Origin of the sequence: Streptosporangium sp. NPDC023615 (assembly GCF_040640155.1) — a bacterium.
Taxonomy (GTDB): Bacteria; Actinomycetota; Actinomycetes; order Streptosporangiales; family Streptosporangiaceae; genus Streptosporangium.
The window spans coordinates 1-16,020 of record NZ_JBFABE010000064.1 but is presented as its reverse complement, the minus strand read 5'-3'; the positions used below and the strand labels follow the sequence as shown (position 1 = coordinate 16,020).

At 71.9% G+C, this 16,020-nt stretch carries 19 protein-coding genes; 5 read left to right on the top strand and 14 right to left on the bottom strand.

Annotated features, from left to right (window positions below; genetic code table 11):
• Positions 1-62: 62 nt before the first annotated feature.
• The 9 genes from AB0G16_RS31100 to AB0G16_RS31060 all read right to left on the bottom strand — a co-directional run bounded on the left by AB0G16_RS31100 (position 63) and on the right by AB0G16_RS31060 (position 7,347).
• On the bottom strand, positions 63-1,403 hold the full coding sequence (locus tag AB0G16_RS31100) for a hypothetical protein (RefSeq protein ID WP_362812991.1): 1,341 nt from the start codon (positions 1,401-1,403) through the stop codon (positions 63-65).
• Positions 1,400-1,576 carry a hypothetical protein gene (locus tag AB0G16_RS31095; RefSeq protein ID WP_362812988.1) on the bottom strand — a complete coding sequence of 59 codons (177 nt, stop codon included), beginning with the start codon at positions 1,574-1,576 and terminating at the stop codon, positions 1,400-1,402. The genes AB0G16_RS31100 and AB0G16_RS31095 overlap by 4 nt, the downstream gene beginning before the upstream one ends.
• Positions 1,577-1,828: 252 nt before the next feature.
• Positions 1,829-2,371 (bottom strand): hypothetical protein, encoded by a 543-nt coding sequence (locus AB0G16_RS31090; RefSeq protein WP_362812985.1) that lies wholly within the window; start codon positions 2,369-2,371, stop codon positions 1,829-1,831.
• Positions 2,372-2,497: 126 nt separating this feature from the next.
• On the bottom strand, positions 2,498-3,244 hold the full coding sequence (locus AB0G16_RS31085; protein WP_362812982.1) for a copper homeostasis protein CutC: 747 nt from the start codon (positions 3,242-3,244) through the stop codon (positions 2,498-2,500).
• Complete coding sequence (locus AB0G16_RS31080; protein WP_362813087.1) at positions 3,241-4,221, bottom strand: asparaginase; 981 nt, start codon at positions 4,219-4,221, stop codon at positions 3,241-3,243. Before AB0G16_RS31080 ends, AB0G16_RS31085 begins: the two co-directional genes overlap by 4 nt.
• Positions 4,184-5,029, bottom strand: a complete 846-nt coding sequence (locus AB0G16_RS31075) for an amino acid ABC transporter permease (RefSeq protein ID WP_362812979.1) — start codon at positions 5,027-5,029, stop codon at positions 4,184-4,186. The genes AB0G16_RS31080 and AB0G16_RS31075 overlap by 38 nt, the downstream gene beginning before the upstream one ends.
• Positions 5,026-5,670, bottom strand: coding sequence for an amino acid ABC transporter permease (locus AB0G16_RS31070; RefSeq protein WP_362812976.1), 645 nt, complete (start codon positions 5,668-5,670; stop codon positions 5,026-5,028). The genes AB0G16_RS31075 and AB0G16_RS31070 overlap by 4 nt, the downstream gene beginning before the upstream one ends.
• Positions 5,670-6,587 (bottom strand): glutamate ABC transporter substrate-binding protein, encoded by a 918-nt coding sequence (locus AB0G16_RS31065; RefSeq protein ID WP_362812973.1) that lies wholly within the window; start codon positions 6,585-6,587, stop codon positions 5,670-5,672. The genes AB0G16_RS31070 and AB0G16_RS31065 overlap by 1 nt, the downstream gene beginning before the upstream one ends.
• A gap of 31 nt (positions 6,588-6,618) precedes the next feature.
• Positions 6,619-7,347, bottom strand: coding sequence for an amino acid ABC transporter ATP-binding protein (locus AB0G16_RS31060; protein WP_362812970.1), 729 nt, complete (start codon positions 7,345-7,347; stop codon positions 6,619-6,621).
• A gap of 105 nt (positions 7,348-7,452) precedes the next feature.
• Between AB0G16_RS31060 and AB0G16_RS31055 the strand changes: the two genes are divergently transcribed.
• From AB0G16_RS31055 to AB0G16_RS31040, 4 genes are all read left to right on the top strand, one after another.
• The gene (locus AB0G16_RS31055; protein WP_362812967.1) at positions 7,453-8,595 is read left to right on the top strand and encodes an ROK family protein; all 1,143 of its coding nucleotides are present in this window, start codon (positions 7,453-7,455) and stop codon (positions 8,593-8,595) included.
• 252 nt (positions 8,596-8,847) lie between these two features.
• Positions 8,848-9,483 (top strand): hypothetical protein, encoded by a 636-nt coding sequence (locus tag AB0G16_RS31050; RefSeq protein WP_362812964.1) that lies wholly within the window; start codon positions 8,848-8,850, stop codon positions 9,481-9,483.
• Positions 9,468-9,689, top strand: a complete 222-nt coding sequence (locus AB0G16_RS31045; RefSeq protein ID WP_362812962.1) for a hypothetical protein — start codon at positions 9,468-9,470, stop codon at positions 9,687-9,689. Before AB0G16_RS31050 ends, AB0G16_RS31045 begins: the two co-directional genes overlap by 16 nt.
• Complete coding sequence (locus AB0G16_RS31040) at positions 9,686-10,288, top strand: response regulator transcription factor (RefSeq protein WP_362812959.1); 603 nt, start codon at positions 9,686-9,688, stop codon at positions 10,286-10,288. Before AB0G16_RS31045 ends, AB0G16_RS31040 begins: the two co-directional genes overlap by 4 nt.
• 86 nt (positions 10,289-10,374) lie before the next feature.
• On the opposite strand, the gene AB0G16_RS31035 is transcribed toward AB0G16_RS31040, so the two are convergent.
• Entirely contained in the window at positions 10,375-10,650 is a 276-nt protein-coding gene (locus AB0G16_RS31035) for a helix-turn-helix transcriptional regulator (protein ID WP_362812956.1), read from the bottom strand.
• Between the two features lie 215 nt (positions 10,651-10,865).
• On the opposite strand from AB0G16_RS31035, the gene AB0G16_RS31030 reads away from it, so the two are divergent.
• Positions 10,866-11,918, top strand: coding sequence for a substrate-binding domain-containing protein (locus AB0G16_RS31030; protein WP_362812953.1), 1,053 nt, complete (start codon positions 10,866-10,868; stop codon positions 11,916-11,918).
• A gap of 87 nt (positions 11,919-12,005) precedes the next feature.
• Here the strand turns inward: AB0G16_RS31030 and AB0G16_RS31025 are convergent, their stop codons facing one another.
• The 4 genes from AB0G16_RS31025 to AB0G16_RS31010 form a co-directional block, all read right to left on the bottom strand.
• Positions 12,006-13,649 (bottom strand): lectin, encoded by a 1,644-nt coding sequence (locus tag AB0G16_RS31025; RefSeq protein ID WP_362812951.1) that lies wholly within the window; start codon positions 13,647-13,649, stop codon positions 12,006-12,008.
• 11 nt (positions 13,650-13,660) lie between these two features.
• Positions 13,661-13,825: a hypothetical protein gene (locus tag AB0G16_RS31020; RefSeq protein ID WP_362812948.1), complete on the bottom strand. Its 165-nt coding sequence runs from the start codon at positions 13,823-13,825 to the stop codon at positions 13,661-13,663.
• Between the two features lie 62 nt (positions 13,826-13,887).
• Positions 13,888-15,702 (bottom strand): family 43 glycosylhydrolase, encoded by a 1,815-nt coding sequence (locus tag AB0G16_RS31015; RefSeq protein WP_362812946.1) that lies wholly within the window; start codon positions 15,700-15,702, stop codon positions 13,888-13,890.
• Between the two features lie 128 nt (positions 15,703-15,830).
• The coding region (locus tag AB0G16_RS31010; protein ID WP_362812943.1) for a non-reducing end alpha-L-arabinofuranosidase family hydrolase at positions 15,831-16,020 on the bottom strand (190 nt) is incomplete at its 5' end.

Genomic DNA, 16,020 nt, shown 5'->3' with positions numbered 1-16,020 from the left:
CCGGCCTGGCTCCGGGCCCGCCCGCCGGCCGGTCCGGCGGGGGAGGGCCGGGGTCACACCCCTCAGGGGTGGGCGGCGAGGAGGAGGAACGCGCCGAGCAGGATGAGGTGGACGAGTCCCTGCAGGCGGGTGGCCCGGCCCGGGACGACGGTCAGCGTGGCGACGACGACGGTGATCGCGAGCAGGACGATCTGGTTCGCGCCGAGGCCGAGGGACAGGGGGCCGGGGAGCCAGATCGTCGCGATGGCGATCACGGGGATGGTCAGGCCGATGCTTGCCATGGCGGAGCCCAGCGCGAGGTTGAGACTGACCTGGATGCGGTTGCGGCGGGCCGCGTTGGCCGCGGCGAGGGTCTCGGGCAGCAGGACGAGCAGAGCGATGATCACGCCGACGAACGAGTGGGGCAGGCTCAGGCCGGCGACGGTCTCCTCGATGGCGGGGGACAGGACCTTGGCCAGGCCGACGACCGCGATCAGGGCGACGAGCAGCAGCACCAGGCTGGTGAGGGCGGCACGGGCGGTGGGCGGGTCGGCGTGGTCGTCGTTGTCGGCGTCGTTGATCACCTTGCCGTCGCTGGTGACGGGCAGGAAGAAGTCGCGGTGGCGGACGGTCTGGGTGGTGACGAACGCGGCGTAGAGGGCGACGGACGCCACGGCGGCGAAGATCAGCTGCGTCGGGGAGAACTGCGGCCCGGAGCGGGCGGTGGTGAAGGTCGGCAGTACGAGGCAGACGACGGCGAGGGTCGCCACGGTGGCCAGGGCGGCGCCGGTTCCCTCGGCGTTGAACACCGCGAGGCGGTAGCGGACGGCGCCGATGAACAGCGACAGTCCGAGGATCCCGTTGCAGGTGATCATCAGGGCGGCGAAGACGGTGTCGCGGGCCAGTGACGCCGTCCCCGGCCCGCCGGAGATCACGAGGGTCACGATCAGGGCGACCTCGATGACGGTGACGGAGACGGCCAGCAGCAGCGATCCGAAAGGCTCACCGACACGGTGGGCGACGACCTCGGCGTGGTGCACGGCGGCCAGCACCGCGGCGCCCAGTACCACGGCGATGACCACCAGCAGCGGCGCGGGGAGGTCCCGGCCCCAGGAGGCGACCAGTACGACGATGCCGAGCGGTGGTGACACGAACCGCCAGTCGGCGATCAGGCGGCGAGGCCGCTCGGGGGTGGCCGGCGCGTCGGTCGCCCCGGAAGGACCGGTCGCCTCGGGAGGATCGGTGTGCCCGGGTGAATCGGTCGCCTTGGGAGGATCGGCGTGCTCGGACGGATCGCTGTGCTCGGGAGGATCGGCGTGCCCGGGTGGATCGATGTGCTTGGAGGGGCCGGTGTGCTCGGGAGGATCGGTCGCCTTGGGGGGGTCGGTGTGCTTGGGCGGATCGATGTGCTCGGATGCGTTCATGCCGGCGTTCCGGAGGCGGCACGGCCGGCGAACAAGGCCCGGTCCTCGGTGGTGACGGCACGGTCGTGGCCGACGTGGGCGCCGGTCCGGTCGACATCGGCGCGGGCCGGCGCGTCGGCCCGGTGGCCGGGGTTCTGCTCCGTGGACGAGACCTGCGCATATCCAACGATCATGCGTCGACAGTATCGAACCGAGATGTCGTCCGGCGCGGACATCCGACGCGGGTTGTCGGCGTGGTGTTCGCGATTCCCGGCCGTTCGCGGCCCCTCGAGCGTTCACGACCCGTGACCCGTGACCCCAGATCGTTCACGAATCGTGACCCGTGAGCCGTCGCTCCGGACCGTTCGCGACCCGCGACCCGTGAGCGGCCGCCCCCCGGACGTCCACGACCCCTGACCCGTGGCCCATGACCGTCGCCGCACCGGTCAGGACCTGAAGGAGCGCCCCGATCCGGCGAGCGCCTCGCCGAGGACGCGAACGGCCTTGGGGCCCATCCCGTGCAGTTCCAGCAGTTCGGCCTCGGTGCGCCCGGCGACGTCGGCGAGGCTGGTCACGCCCGCGGCGACGAGCGCCCGCGTGGCGGGCGTCCCGATGGACCTGGGCAGGTCGCCCACCTCGCCCGCCACCGCGTCGTCGGCCGCCTTGCCGGCACCGGCGAGGTCCTCGGGCGCGTGGGCGAGCCAGGCGTGGCGCACCCAGTGGTTGAGCCGCCGGCCGTCGATGTCCTCGAACGGGACCCGGACGCCGGACTGCCCGTCGCCCCCGGGCACGCGCTCGGCCGCCGGGTGTTCGGAAAGGACCCTGTCCGCGTCCGGCGCGGCCAGGTGGAGGTGCACGCGGCCGTCCTTGTCCGACGCGGCGAACGGTTCGCCGCGCACGGTGAACTCGACCACCCCGGAGCCGAGGCGCCGCTCCGAGGTCTCCGGGAGGGAGAGGGCGGTCCTACGAAGCTGGGCGAGCGTCGTCATGCTCCCCATTCTGGCCCGACCGGGTGACCGCCGGTGCCCGGGTGCGGCGGAACGCGCGGGCGCCGAACGCGCGCGTACGTGGCCCCTGTTCACGTACGCGGCGGGCACGGCGACCGGTTCCGGAGGTCAGGTGCCCGAGGCGGCGATCACCTCCGAGACCAGGCGCGGGGAGGTGACCAGGCGGCCGTACTCGGGCCGGCGCAGCTCGCCGCCCATGAACGGGTGCGGGTTGCGGTGCACGGCGGGACTGGGCGCGTCGACCAGGGCGGCGAAGTGGATCTCGGTGGCCCCGGTCGCCTCGACCACGCGGTGCACGTTGCGGGGCGTGATGCCGCCGCCGGGCATGACGACGAGCTCGTCGCCCGCCCGCTCGACCAGGGAGGCGATCAGCGGCGCGCCCTCCAGCGCGGTGACGTCCTGGCCGGAGGTGAGAACCCGGTCGACGCCCAGGGAGACGAGGGTGTCCAGGGCGGCGAACGCGTCGGCGGTCATGTCGAAGGCCCGGTGGAAGGTGACCGACAGGTCCCCGGCCGCGTCGATGAGGCGCCTGGCCACCTCGACGTCCACCTCGCCGGACGGCGTCAGCACCCCGATCACCACGCCCTGCGCGCCCGCGTCCCTGATGGTGGCCACGTCGCGCTCCATGGCCGCGACCTCGTACGCGTCGTAGATGAAGTCGCCGCCCCGGGGACGGACGATCACGTGGACCCGGATCGCCGAGACCGCCGCGAGGGTCGCCTCGACGGTGCCGAGGGTCGGGGTCAGGCCGCCGTCGAAGAGGGCGGAGCACAGCTCGACGCGGTGCGCCCCGGCCTGCTCGGCCGCGAGCGCGCCCGCGGTGCTGTCGATGCAGATCTCGTGGACAAGGCTCATTCTTCCTCCAGAGCGTGGATTTCACCGACCGGCAGGCCCCCGCCCAGCACGGGAACGCTCGCGAACGCCGCCGCCGGCGCGACGTCCCCGCCGGCCGCCCCGAGCACGGCCAGTGCGATCGCGCTCGTGGCCCGCGGGCTCCCGTCGATGACCTTGACGGCCGCCGCGTGCCCGGTGGCGAGCGCGACGACGAGGACCCCCTCGGCCCCGCCCTTGACCAGCGCCCCCGGCAGCGCCCGCATCAGCGTTGTGTTGACGTGCCCGGTCCCGCCGACGTACTCGGGGTGCTCGCGCATCGCGTCGGCGACCGCGCGCGGCGGGGTTCCCGGCTCGGCGACGACCAGGGCCCGCGCGGCCCGCGCCAGCCCGGTCAGCGACAGCCCGAACAGCGGGGCGCCGCACCCGTCGACGGCGACGTGGGCGGCCCTCTCTCCCGACAGCTCCTCGGTCACGGCGCGTACCCGCCGCTGCAGGGGGTGGCCCGCGTCCAGGTAGGAGGCGGTCTCCCAGCCGGAGGCGACGGACGCGGCGAGCATCGCGGCGTGCTTGCCCGAGCAGTTCATCCGCTCGCGCGAGGCCGCCAGGCCCGCCCGGATCAGCGCGTGCCGGGTGGCCTCGTCCTCGGGCCAGTCCTCGGGGCAGCCGAGCGCGTCGAAGCCGAGTCCGGCCCCGGCGAGGATGTCGGCGACCAGCCGTACGTGGAGGTCCTGGCCGGTGTGGCTGCCCGCGGCGATCGCCAGGCCGGGACCGCCGAGGTCCGCCCCGGACAGCAGGCAGGCCAGGGCCTGGAACGGCTTGGCCGAGGAGCGCGGGAGCACCGGCGCGCCGATCGCTCCCCTGGCGACGGCCACGGCGCCGTCGGGTGCCAGCGCGACGGCGCTGCCGTAGTGCACGCTCTCGGTGAACCCGGAGCGCACCACCTCGGCGAGCGGGACGAGGTCAGGCACGTGCGGGTCTCCTTCCGAACCGGCGGGCATCACGGGCATTGCGGGCATCGTGGGCGTTGCGGGCGTCGAGGGCACGGGCGAGCTTGGACAGCGACGCGTTGACCACCAGGTAGATCAGCGCGACGACGATGTAGGTCTGGATGAGCAGGCCGTTGAAGGTCGCCAGGACCTTGCCGCTGTAGAGCAGCTCGGCGTAGCTGACCACGAACCCCAGGGAGGTGTCCTTCAGCAGGCCGACCGACTGGCTGACGATCGAGGGCAGCACCCGGCGGGCCGCCTGCGGCAGCACGATCAGGCGCATGGTCTGGCCCTGGGTGAGCCCGACGGCGAGACCGGCCTCACCCTGGCCGCGTTCCACGGACAGGATCCCGGCGCGGAAGATCTCCGCGAACGCCGCGGCGTTCGAGATCGCCAGCGGCACGACGAGCTTCCAGAACAGCGGCAGGTCGAGCCCGTAGCGGGGCAGCGCGAACAGCACGACGTAGACCAGCAGCAGCGCCGGGACGGTCCGCACGACCTCCACGTACGTGGCGGCGGGCACGCGGATCCACCTGTGCCGCGACAGCCGCCCGAGGGCCAGGGCCAGCCCGGCCGCCATCGCGAGCGCGGCCGAGACGACGGCGGCGAGCGCGGTGGCCCACAGCCCGTTCAGCAGGTAGCGCCACATCGGCCAGGTCGTGTACGGCGACCAGCGGTCGGCGTCGAGCTGGCCGTTGGCGGCGAACTGGCGCAGCGCCAGCGCCAGCAGGGCGAGGATCGCGACCGCCCCCACCGCGGTCGCGATCCTTATCCTGCGGCGGGCGCGCGGGCCGGGCCGGTCGAAGAGGAGATCGCTCACCGGACCACCACCAGTCGTCGTTCGAGCCGCCCGGTGACGAACCCGGCACAGGCGGCGATCAGCGCGTAGGCCAGGCCCGCCCCGACGAAGATCGGGATGGGTTGCGCCTCCGCGAGGTTCACCCGGTTGGCCGCGGCGGTCAGGTCGACGACGCCGACCGCGGCGGCGAGCGAGGTGTTCATCGTCAGCGCGATGAAGATGTTGCCGACCGGCTGGATCACCGTGCGCAGCGCCTGCGGCAGGACCACGTGCCGCAGGGACTGGCCGAAGGTCAGCCCGAGCGCGCGGGCCGCCTCGCCCTGCCCGGCCGAGATCGCGTTGACGCCGGAGCGCAGTGCCTCGGCGACGTAGGCGGCCTCGTAGAGCGCGATGACGATCATGGCCGTCACCAGCAGGTCGGCCTTGAGCCCGATCTCCGGAAGGCCGAAGACGGCGAGCACCAGCAGCACCAGCAGCGGCAGGTTCTGGAAGGTCTCCACGTAGGCCGTGCCGATCCCGCGCAGGACGCCGACCGGGCTGACCCGCATGGCGGTGATCACGAGCCCTGCGACCGCGGCGCCGGCGAAGGACGCCGCGGTCAGCTGGAGGGTCACGACCAGTCCCTGCCAGAACTCGGGCAGGTGGTCCAGGAGGGCGGACATCAGGACCCCGGAACCGATCCGATCCGCGGCGGGGTGGGAGCCTCGCCCCGCACGACGGTGCCGAGGGAGTTCTTCCAGGTCTTCTGCCAGAGGCCGTCGGCCTGGATCTTCTTCAGCCAGTCGTTGACGAACTTCTTGAACTGCTCGTCACCGTGCTTGAGGCCGATGCCGTACGGGTCCTCGGTGAACGGACTGCCGACGACCTGGACCGAGGGGTCCTTCTGCGCGTTGGCCACCAGGAGCGTCTCGTCCTGGACGTAGGCGTCGCCGCGCTCCTGCTTGAGGGCCTGCATGCACTCGGGGTCGCTGCCGAACGTCACGATCTTGGCCTGCGGGGCGATCTTCTTGATCGCGGGGATGGCCGGGGTGTTGGCTCCGGCGATGACGGTCTTGCCGTTGAGGTCCTCGGGCCTGGCGATGCCCGTGGTGCCCTTCCTGACCGCGAGGCTCAGCCCGGAGGAGTAGTACGGCCCGGCGAAGGCGACCTGCTCGGCCCGCTCCGGGGTGATCGTGTACGTCTGGAGGACGACGTCCACGGTGCCGTTGGACAGCAGCGCCTCCCGGGTCTCCGAGGCCGAGTTGACGATCTTCACCTTGGGTTCGCCGATGATGTACTTGGCGAGCGCCTTGCCCATGTCCGCGTCGAATCCCTCGACCTGACCGGTCGTCGGGTTCTGCTGCGACAGCAGCGGCGCGTCGAGCGACCCGCCGACGAGGAGCTCACCGCGCTGCTTGATCTTCTCCATGGTGGAGCCGGGCAGGATGTCCGCGGCGGCCGCGACCGGCGCCGAGGCGATCAGGTCGTTCCCCTTGGTCTCACCCGGTACGGCCGGGCTCGCCGGGTCCGTACCGGAACAGGCCGTCAGGCCGAGCACGGACACAGCGGCGACAGCGGCCAGCCGCTTCATGGACACCATCGGGCCCACCATCCTTTTCGATCGTTTTCGATCAGTGAGTGAGAACTTTGGCCAGGAAGTCCCTGGCCCTGTCTGTGCGGGGAGCCTCGAAGAAGGCGCCGGGATCGCCCGTCTCGACGATCCGGCCGGCGTCCATGAAGACCACGCGGTCGGCGGCCCTGCGGGCGAAGCCCATCTCGTGGGTGACGACGACCATGGTCATGCCGTCGGCGGCGAGCCCGACCATCACGTCCAGCACCTCGCCGACCATCTCCGGGTCGAGGGCCGAGGTGGGCTCGTCGAAGAGCATCACCTTGGGCCGCATGGCCAGCGCGCGGGCGATGGCGGCCCGCTGCTGCTGCCCGCCGGACAGCTGGGCGGGCAGCTTCCCGGCCTGCTCGGCGATGCCGACGCGCTCCAGCAGCCTCCGCGCCGACGCCTCGGCCTCGGCGCGGCCGTCGCCGCGGACCTTCATCGGCGCGAGCACGATGTTCTCCAGCACGGTCTTGTGCTGGAACAGGTTGAACGACTGGAACACCATGCCCACGTCAGCCCGCAGCCGGGCCAGTTCCCGGCCCTCGACGGGGGCGGGTACGCCGTCGACGAGGATCTCCCCGGACCCGGCCGTCTCCAGCCGGTTGAGGCAGCGGCACAGCGTGGACTTGCCCGACCCCGAGGGGCCGATCACGACGACGACCTCGCCCGCCGCCACATCAAGGTCGACATCGCGCAGCACGTGGTGGTCACCGAACCACTTGTTCAACCCTTTGACCTGAATCATTACCATCTTCCTTCGAAATCGAAGACAAGCTGGAACGTAATGGATGATTCTCCTGCAAGTCAACACGTTGCCGTATTAAGTACAGACGTGGTATTTCTCTAGTCCATGTCAGGCAAAGAGCGGCTGCTGGTGCGGGGGACGCAGGGGGATCTCCTGCGTCTCGTCGCCACCGGTCACGCCGAGTCGCGCGCGCAACTGGCCCGCGTCTCCGGCCTGGCCGCGTCGAGCGTCTCCCTGCGCGTCGAGGAGCTGATCGACACAGGGCTCCTCGTCGAGGAGGGCTCGGGCACCTCCAGCGGCGGGCGGCGGCCCCGTCGGCTGCGGGTCAGCCCGACCGCCGGCCTGCTCGCGGTGGCCGACCTGGGGGCGCACCACGCCCGCCTCGGCCTGCTCGACCTCAGCGGCGTCCCGCTCGTCGTCGAGGAACGCGCCTGCGACATAGCGCTCGGCCCCGAGGCGACCCTCGACTGGATGGCCGCCGCGTTCGACGACCTGCTGGCGGCCCACGGCCCGCCCGGCGTCCCCCTGCGCGGTGTCGGCACCGGCGTACCCGGCCCCGTCGACCCCGCCACCGGCCGGGTGGTGTCCCCCTCCCGCATGCCGGGCTGGAACAACTTCCCCGTCGCCGAGCATCTCGGCGCGCGCTACGACCTGCCGGTGCTCGTCGAGAACGACGCCAACCTCCTGGCCGTCGGCGAGGCCCGCTCATGGCCGGGCCTGGACAACCTCATGGTGCTCAAGGCCGGCAGCGGCATAGGGTGCGGCGTGATCGTCGACGGCCGCCTGCACCGGGGCAGGGGCGCGGCCGGCGACATCAGCCACGTCCGGGTCAGGACCGACTCCTCCGTCATGTGCTCGTGCGGCCACCCCGACTGCCTGGAGGCCTACGCGAGCGGAGCCGCGCTCATGGCCGCCCTGTCCGAGCTCGGCCTCGCGACGCGACGCCCCGCCGACGTCGTCGCCCTGGTCGAGAACGGCGTCCCCGAGGCCACCGCCCTGGTCAGGAACGCGGGCCGCCTCATCGGCGAGGTGCTCACCGTCCTGGTCAACTTCCTCAACCCCGACGCCATCGTCGTCGGTGGCGGCCTCTCCGCCGCCGAGCCGCTGATCTCCTCCATCCGCGCCGCCGTCTACGAGCGCTGCCTGCCCCTGGCCACCCGCGACCTGGAGATCGCCGTCACCCGCGGCGGCCCCGACGCCGCCCTCCTCGGCGCGGGCTCCCTGCTGCTGGACGCCGTCCTCGGCTGAAGCCCCGCCGGGAGGTACGGGCGAGGCGCGGCGGGCGCACGATCCGCCTCCCCGCGCGGACGGCTCCGGGCCGCGCCGGACCGGCGAGCACACCGGGGCCCCCGCGGGCGGGCACACCGGACACCCGTGTCGCGCCCCATGGCCTCGCCATGACATTTCCCGGGTGAACGTGTGACGTGGTGTCAGTGTCGCCGCCGCACGGCCGGATGGATACTGGGCGGACCCCGCCGTTCGATCCCGGAGAGACCACCCATGGCCACCGCAGCCCCGCGCGTCCCGCCGACGGCCGGCACGACGCGGGGACGGCTGAGCAGGCTCAATCTCGTCATGTTCCTCCCGCTGCTCACCGCCGTGGGGGTGCTGCTGGTGGCGAGGGACGCCGGGACCTGGTGGCAGGCCGCCGTCCTGGGTCTGGGCGTGGTCGCGGCCCTGGTGGCCTTCGTGTGGTGGGCGGCGCGCGACCTCTCCCGGATCGCCCTTCCCTGCCTGGTCGTCGCCGCGGCCGTCTGGGCCCTCGGAGCGCTGGTGATGGGCACGGCCACGGCGTTCTACGGCATCTCGATCGTGGGCCCCCTGATCGTCCCCCGGTTGCCGCGCCACCGGGGCTGGGCGGCCCTGGGGGTGACCGCCTACGTCGCCGCGGTGGGCGCGGCGAGACTGCTGGTCACGCCGGAGGACACCTTCGGCGTCCTCGTCGAGTGCGGCTCAACCTGTCGGCGGAACTGGAGAACGCGAAGAACCTCTCCGAGGCCGCGGGCATCCGCGTGCGCGTCGACCGGGAGGCCGAGGTCGACGCGCACACGGGCGAACTGCTCGGCCAGGTCCTGCGGGAGACGACCACCAACATCCTGCGGCACGCGCAGGCCGGGCAGGTGCGCGTCACCCTGACGGAGTCGGGCATCACCATCGTCAACGACGGCGCCGGGGAGGGGCCGCCCCCCGAACTGCGGGGGCTGGCCACGCTCGGGGAACGGGTCGCGGACGGCGGGGGCGAGCTGAGGGTGGAGCAGCAGGACGGGCGTTTCCTGACGGCCGCGGCGTTCCCGCGCGGCCGTTCGGAGACCGCCCCCCGAAGCGGGAAGGGACGACGATGACCACCGTGGTGCTCGCCGACGACGAGGCGCTCCTCCGCAAGGCGCTGGCCGCGTTGCTCCCGCTCGAGGGCGAGATCACCGTGCTCGCCGAGGCGGAGGACGGGCGGGCGGCCGTCCGGGCCACGCTGCGGCACCGGCCCGACGTGCTCGTCATCGACCTGGAGATGCCCGGCGTGGACGGGCTGGAGGCCGTCGCGGAGATCCGCCGCGCGCTGCCGGAGCAGGTGATCCTCATGCTGACCCGTCACGCCAGGCCCGGCGTGCTCCGCAAGGCACTGAGGCTCGGGGTCCAGGGCTTCGTCAGCAAGTCCGCGGAACCGGCGCACATCGTCTCGGTCATCACGACCCTGCACGAGGGCAGGCGGTGGATCGACCCGGACGTCTCCGCCCTCGCCATCGTCGACGACTGCCCGCTCACCGACCGCGAGCTCGACGTGCTGCGGGCGACCGGCGAGGGCTACTCGGCCGCCGACATCGCCACCCGGCTCCACCTGGCCGAGGGCACGGTGCGCAACTACCTCTCGAACGCGATGCAGAAGACCCAGACCCGGACCCGGCACGAGGCCGCGCGGTACGCGCGCGAACACGACTGGCTCTGAGCGGGGCGGCCCGCGACGAGGCGGGAACCGGCGGCGGAAGCCGGTCGCGGACCGCGTGCTCGCCGGTCTCACCGGTCTCACCGGTCTCACCGGTCGTTCCGTACGGCCGCGGCGGCGAACTCCGCGCGTTCCCCCGCGTCCAGGTCCAGCGCCTGGGTCAGCAACCGGATCGACGCGCTCCTGGGGCGCCACACGGCGTCCCCCTCGAGCCTGCGGATGGTGCGTACGTTGACCCCCGCCCTGTCGGCGAGCTCCTCCTGGGTCAGCAGTGCCCGGCTGCGCCAGGTTCGGACGAGCGTCCCCAGGCTCCGGGGTTCCCCTTCGGGACCGTTCCGGTCGTCATCTGGTCTTCTGGCAGGCATTTCACTCCTCTCCTCAACGTCATGGCTCGACTATCACGGCGCCGGGGAGAGCCGCCAAGGACGGCGTCGGGACAGGCCCGGAAACTTGGGCCCCCCGTCCTTGTGACATGCGGGCCGCGACGGGGGAGGGGCGGGCCCGCACCGGGGCTTCTCGCAAGATCGTGGAAATCACGGAGATCAGCCGATCGCGCCGTACCGGCATCTAAGCTGTTTCCATGACCGCTTCAGGGGAGTCGTCCCCGTCGTCGACCGAGCGGCCCGCACCCCTGACCATCGCGGAGATCGCCGCGCGGGCCTCGGTGTCCGTCTCGACGGTGTCCAAGGTCGTCAACGGCAGGGCCGAGGTCGCCCTGGGCACCCGGGAGGCCATCGAGAGGATCATCGAGGAGCACGGCTACCGCCGCCAGCGCAAGCCGGCGAGCCGCGCGGCGACGATCGAGCTGGTCTTCCACGAGCTGGAACCGGCGTCCGGCTACGCGATGGAGATCATCAGCGGGGTCGAGCAGGTCACGCGGCGTCATCGGCTGTCCCTGGTGCTCTCGCAGCTGCAGGGGCGGCAGGTCGCGGATCCCGCGTGGTTCGAGGGTCTCCTCCACCGGCGTCCCTCAGGGGTGATCGCCGTGTTCTCCGGGTTCACCGCCGCCCAGCTGGAACAACTGCGCAAGCGCGAGATTCCCGTGGTCCTCGTGGACCCGACGGGCGAACCCTCTCACGAGGTCCCGTCGGTGGGTGCCGGCAACTGGAGCGGGGGACTGACGGCCACGCGCCACCTGCTGGAACTGGGGCACCGCCGTATCGCGATCGTCGCCGGCCCGACGCATCTGCTCTCGGCACGGGCCCGGCTCGACGGTTACCGCGCGGCGATGGACCAGGCGGGCGTGCCGGTGGACCCGCGCCTCGTACGCGGGGCCAGCTTCGTCTTCGAGGACGGCATCGAGCACGCGCTGGCCCTGCTCGCCCTTCCCGACCCTCCGACCGCGATCTTCGGTTCCAACGACGGCCTGGCCATGGGGATCTACCAGGCGGTCGCGAGGACGGGCCTGCGCGTGCCCGACGACGTGAGCGTGATGGGTTTCGACGACCTGACGCCCGCCCAGTGGGTCAACCCGCCCCTGACCACCGTCCGCCAGCCGCTCAGGGACATGGGCATGGCGGGCGCGTCCATGGCGGTGAGTCTCGCCATGGGTGAGTCCCTGCCCCAGAACCGCCTCATCCTGAGCACCGAGCTGGTCGTCCGGGGAAGCACCGCGGCGCCCGCCGGGCGGTAGGACGGGAGACGTCCGGCACGGCACGAGGGGAACGGGCCGAGGGCCGGGTCACCCGTTCAGGCGACCCGGCCCTCGACGACGTCATGCTCAGGTGCGGTTCCACCGCTGGTTGGCGCCGCCGGTGCAGGGCCAGATCTGGACCTTGGCGCCGTTGGCCGTGGCGTTGTTCACCACGTCCAGGCACTTGTTCGCGCCGACGGCGGTGATGCTGCCGTCGGTGTTGAGGCGCCACTTCTGGTTGTTCTGGCCGTTGCAGTCCCAGATGAGGACCCTCGTGCCGTCGGCGGTGCCGGCGTTGTCGACGTCCAGGCACTTGTTGCCGTAGACGCGCAGTTCACCGGCGGCCGTGGAGGTCCACTGCTGGTTGCTCTGGCCGTTGCAGTCCCAGATCCCCGCCTGGGTGCCGTTGGCCTGGGAGGCGCCGGTCACGTCGAGGCACCTGCCCGACCCCACCCCCTGGATCCGGGTCGTCGTCGACGGGGTGGGAGTGGGTGTGGGGTTGGGCGTGCCGCCGCTGACCCGGAACACCACGGTGCCGTGGGCCGGGACGCTCGCCGAGATGGCGCCGCCGGTCGTGGTGACGGCGTTCGTCCAGGCGTCCTTCAGGGTGAAGGAGGTGCCGGCCTGGCCGATGGCGGCCGCGGTGGTGCTGATCGTGGTCGTGCTGCCGCCCTGGTTGAACAGGGCGACCGCGACGTCGCCGTTGCTCAGCCGCTTGGCCAGGATGCGGCGGGTCCCGTCGTTGCTGATCTGGGTCGCCTGCAGGCCGAGCGTGTCCTGGTTGATGGCGATCAGGTTCTGGTTCTTCAGGATCGTGGTGGTCGCGTTGTCCATGTTCCGGACGTCGTTCCCGGCGATCAGGGGCGAGGCCATCATGGCCCAGAGCGCGAAGTGGCTGCGCATCTCGGTGTCGGTCATGCCGCCCCGGCCGACCTCCATCATGTCGGGGTCGTTGAACTGGCCGGGCTTGGCGTACGAGGCCAGCGGGACGGTGACGTTGACGATGTTCTGGATGCCCATCGGGTAGCCGTTGGTCTGGCCGGTGTCCCACTTGTTGGTGATGTCCTCGGTCGTACGCCAGATGTTGGCGATGTCGCCCCAGTTGCGTTGCGGACCGGTCTTCTCGTGGATGCTGTTGGGGTTGATGCTGTAGAGGATCGGCCGCCCGGTCGCCGCCAAGGCGTCGCGCATCTTGGCGAAGATGCGCACCTGGTCGTTGATGGTGCCGGTGGGGGAGCACCAGTCGTGCTTGAGGTAGTCGACACCCCAGGCGGCGAACTGCCGGGCGTCCTGGACCTCGTGGTTGAGGCTGCCGGTCGCACCCGGGTAGGAGTTGAAGTACTGGGCGCAGGTCTTGTCCAGGGGCGCCTGGTAGATGCCGAACTTCAGCCCCCGGGCGTGCAGGTAGTCACCGAGCGCCTTCATCCCGCTGGGGAACCGCGACAGGTTGGGCTGGAGGTTGCCGGCGGAGTCGCGGTTGGGGTCCATCCAGCAGTCGTCGACGACGACGTACTGGTACCCCAGGTCGCGCATGCCGTTGCTGACCAGGGCGTCGGCCGTCTGCTTGATCAGCGTCTCGTTGATGTTGCAGCCGAAGGTGTTCCAGGTGTTCCACCCCATCGGCGGGGTACGGCCCACGCCGTTCTCCAGGGCCTGCGCCTGGGTGGCGGGGGTGAGTGCCACGGCCAGCGCCGCCAGGCTCAGCAGCACACGTGCTCGTTGTTTTCTCATCGCTGTCGCTCCTAGCGAGGGTCGGGCGCCGGCCACCGGGGGGTGGTCGCGCCGCGGTTGGTGACGAGGACGAAGGTGGTGCTCGCGCCGGCCGCGCGCGAGCCGTCCCGCCGGGGCGGGACGAAGGCGGTGCCCTCGTCGGCCGGTCGCCGGACGACGAGGGGCACGACCGCCACGGCCGTCAGCGGTGATCGGTGTCCCGGCACGGCGCGTCTTCCGTCACTGGAAGGACGTTCCGTCACTGGAAGGACGCGTCGTCGACGTAGAGGCCGTCGGTGCCCGCGGCCGTCTCGACGTAGAAGGAGGCGCTTGTCAGCGTCCCGGTCCACGAGACCGTCGTGGTGCCGGTGAGCTGGGTCCACCCGCCTGCGTTGACCGTCTGGGCCGGGGTGAGCTGGACGTAGCTCGTCGTGCCGTTCGCGGTGAGCGTCAGCGTCGCCTTCGCGCTGGGGGTGCCGCTCTGCGAGCGGACCCACACGCTCGTGGTGTAGCTCTTGCCGTTGGTGAGCCGCGCGGTCACGTTCTGGTGCGGGCCCTGCCAGGCGGACGTACGGCCGGAGTTGAGCAGGGAGCGGCTGCCGCCGTGGGCCACGGTGGTGGCCGAGGACAGGGTACCGCCGGAGCTGGTCCAGTTCGCCGTGCCGTCCTCCATCGTGCCGTTGGCCAGCAGGTTCTCGCCGCTGTTGCCCCCGCCCGGGGTGAACCGCCACCAGTCGAGGTTGAACAGGTAGCCGCTGCCGCCGGTGAACCGCAGGTAGAGGTCGCGCGTGCCGGTCGCGCCCAACGCCGGGCAGGTGACCGTGGTCCAGGTCTGCCAGCCGCCGGTGCCGGGGACGGTGCAGGTGCCCACGAGGGCGCCGGTGGCGCCGCCGAGGCGGACCTCGATCCGGCCGCCGGAGGTGCCCGAGGCCACGCGGGCGGTGAAGGAGGAGACTCCGCTGCCGAAGGCGACGCCCTTGACCTTGACGTGGTCGCCGTTCTCGATGAAGCCGACGTTCATGCCGCCCTCACCGGAGACCTCGGTCTCCACCCCGGACGCCCAGGCCATGGTCTCGGCCTCCTGGCGGACGAACGGGTTGAGGGGGGTGACCTGCGGCGGTCCGGCGGAGGTCATGGTGATGGTCGGGATGGTGCCGTCGGCGTTGTAGCTGAACTTCTCCACCGCCACCGACCTGGTGTAACCGCTCCCGCCGGGGAGGGCGCCGTTGTGGTAGAAGAAGTACGACCCTCCGGCGAAGTCGACGATCCCGGCGTGGTTGGTGAAGCTGGCGCCCTGGCGGGGCATGATTGTTCCCCGGTAGGTCCACGGTCCGGTGGCGCTGGGGGCCGTGGAGTAGGCGATGAACTCCGAGCAGCACTCGGCGGCGAACACGTTGTAGTAGAGGTTGCCGCGCTTGAAGACCCAGGGACCCTCCTCGTAGAGCGTGGGACGGCTCGCGTTGCCGCTGCGCGCGCCGAAGCCCGCGGCGGTGAGGGGGATCTGGGTCGGGCCGCCGGAGAAGGAGATCATGTCGGTGTTGAGCCGGACGTACCACAGGCGGGGGTTGCCCCAGTAGAGGTAGGCCTGGCCGTTGTCGTCGATGAACGCGTGCGGGTCGATCTCGCCGTTCTCGACCAGCGGGCGGCCCAGCGCGTCCCGGAAGGGCCCGGTGGGGCTGTCGCCGACCGCGACGCCGATGGCCATTCCGCCGGTCGCCCGGTTGCGCACCGGCACGTACCAGTAGAACTTCCCGTTGCGGGGGACGACGTGGCCGGCCCAGGCGTTGGCGTCGGCCCAGGCGAAGGTGGCAAGGCTCATGGGCGAGCCGTGGTCGGTCCAGTTGGCCATGTCCGAGGAGGAGTACACCCGCCAGTCGCGCATGGTGAAGTAGGTCGAGCCGTCCTCGTCGTGACCGGTGTAGACGTACACGCGGCCGTTGTGGACGAGCGGCGCCGGGTCGGCGGTGTAGATCGTCTGCACGATCGGGTTGTCCGCCCTGGCCAGGGACGGGAACAACATGGTCGCAAGAAGCAGGCCCACGGTGCACAGGACCGTACGCGGAACAGCTCTCACCTGTCGTCTCCCTCGGGCACGTGTTCTTCGGGGGGTGATGGTGGCCCCGGGCGCAGTGGTCGCTCCCTCCCCCACGCCCGGGGCCGGTTCATGGGCGATCCGCCAAGAGCCGGATCGGTGTCACCGCGTCAGCGCTGCAGGGTCAGCAGACCCGGCCGGTAGGGCCACAGGCCGTAGTCGGGGGGGTTGGGGTTGGGGGGCTGACCCTGGTAGAGCAGCTGCAGCTTGCAGGGGTCGACGGTCATGGTCTGGTCGGCGCTGACGCGCAGCAGCTCGCCGTGGCTGATGTCGTTGGTCCAGGTGGCGCCGCTGTTGGCC

Excerpts from the sequence above, each read along its gene's own strand:
- AB0G16_RS31095 (WP_362812988.1), bottom strand. The coding sequence starts at position 1,576 with ATGATCGTTGGATATGCGCAGGTCTCGTCCACGGAGCAGAACCCCGGC.
- AB0G16_RS31025 (WP_362812951.1), bottom strand. The coding sequence starts at position 13,649 with ATGAGAAAACAACGAGCACGTGTGCTGCTGAGCCTGGCGGCGCTGGCC.
- AB0G16_RS31070 (WP_362812976.1), bottom strand. The coding sequence starts at position 5,670 with ATGTCCGCCCTCCTGGACCACCTGCCCGAGTTCTGGCAGGGACTGGTC.
- AB0G16_RS31060 (WP_362812970.1), bottom strand. The coding sequence starts at position 7,347 with ATGATTCAGGTCAAAGGGTTGAACAAGTGGTTCGGTGACCACCACGTG.
- AB0G16_RS31035 (WP_362812956.1), bottom strand. The coding sequence starts at position 10,650 with ATGCCTGCCAGAAGACCAGATGACGACCGGAACGGTCCCGAAGGGGAA.
- AB0G16_RS31055 (WP_362812967.1), top strand. The coding sequence starts at position 7,453 with ATGTCAGGCAAAGAGCGGCTGCTGGTGCGGGGGACGCAGGGGGATCTC.
- AB0G16_RS31050 (WP_362812964.1), top strand. The coding sequence starts at position 8,848 with ATGGCCACCGCAGCCCCGCGCGTCCCGCCGACGGCCGGCACGACGCGG.
- AB0G16_RS31030 (WP_362812953.1), top strand. The coding sequence starts at position 10,866 with ATGACCGCTTCAGGGGAGTCGTCCCCGTCGTCGACCGAGCGGCCCGCA.
- AB0G16_RS31100 (WP_362812991.1), bottom strand. The coding sequence starts at position 1,403 with ATGAACGCATCCGAGCACATCGATCCGCCCAAGCACACCGACCCCCCC.
- AB0G16_RS31065 (WP_362812973.1), bottom strand. The coding sequence starts at position 6,587 with ATGGTGTCCATGAAGCGGCTGGCCGCTGTCGCCGCTGTGTCCGTGCTC.
- AB0G16_RS31040 (WP_362812959.1), top strand. The coding sequence starts at position 9,686 with ATGACCACCGTGGTGCTCGCCGACGACGAGGCGCTCCTCCGCAAGGCG.
- AB0G16_RS31090 (WP_362812985.1), bottom strand. The coding sequence starts at position 2,371 with ATGACGACGCTCGCCCAGCTTCGTAGGACCGCCCTCTCCCTCCCGGAG.
- AB0G16_RS31080 (WP_362813087.1), bottom strand. The coding sequence starts at position 4,221 with ATGCCCGCCGGTTCGGAAGGAGACCCGCACGTGCCTGACCTCGTCCCG.
- AB0G16_RS31085 (WP_362812982.1), bottom strand. The coding sequence starts at position 3,244 with ATGAGCCTTGTCCACGAGATCTGCATCGACAGCACCGCGGGCGCGCTC.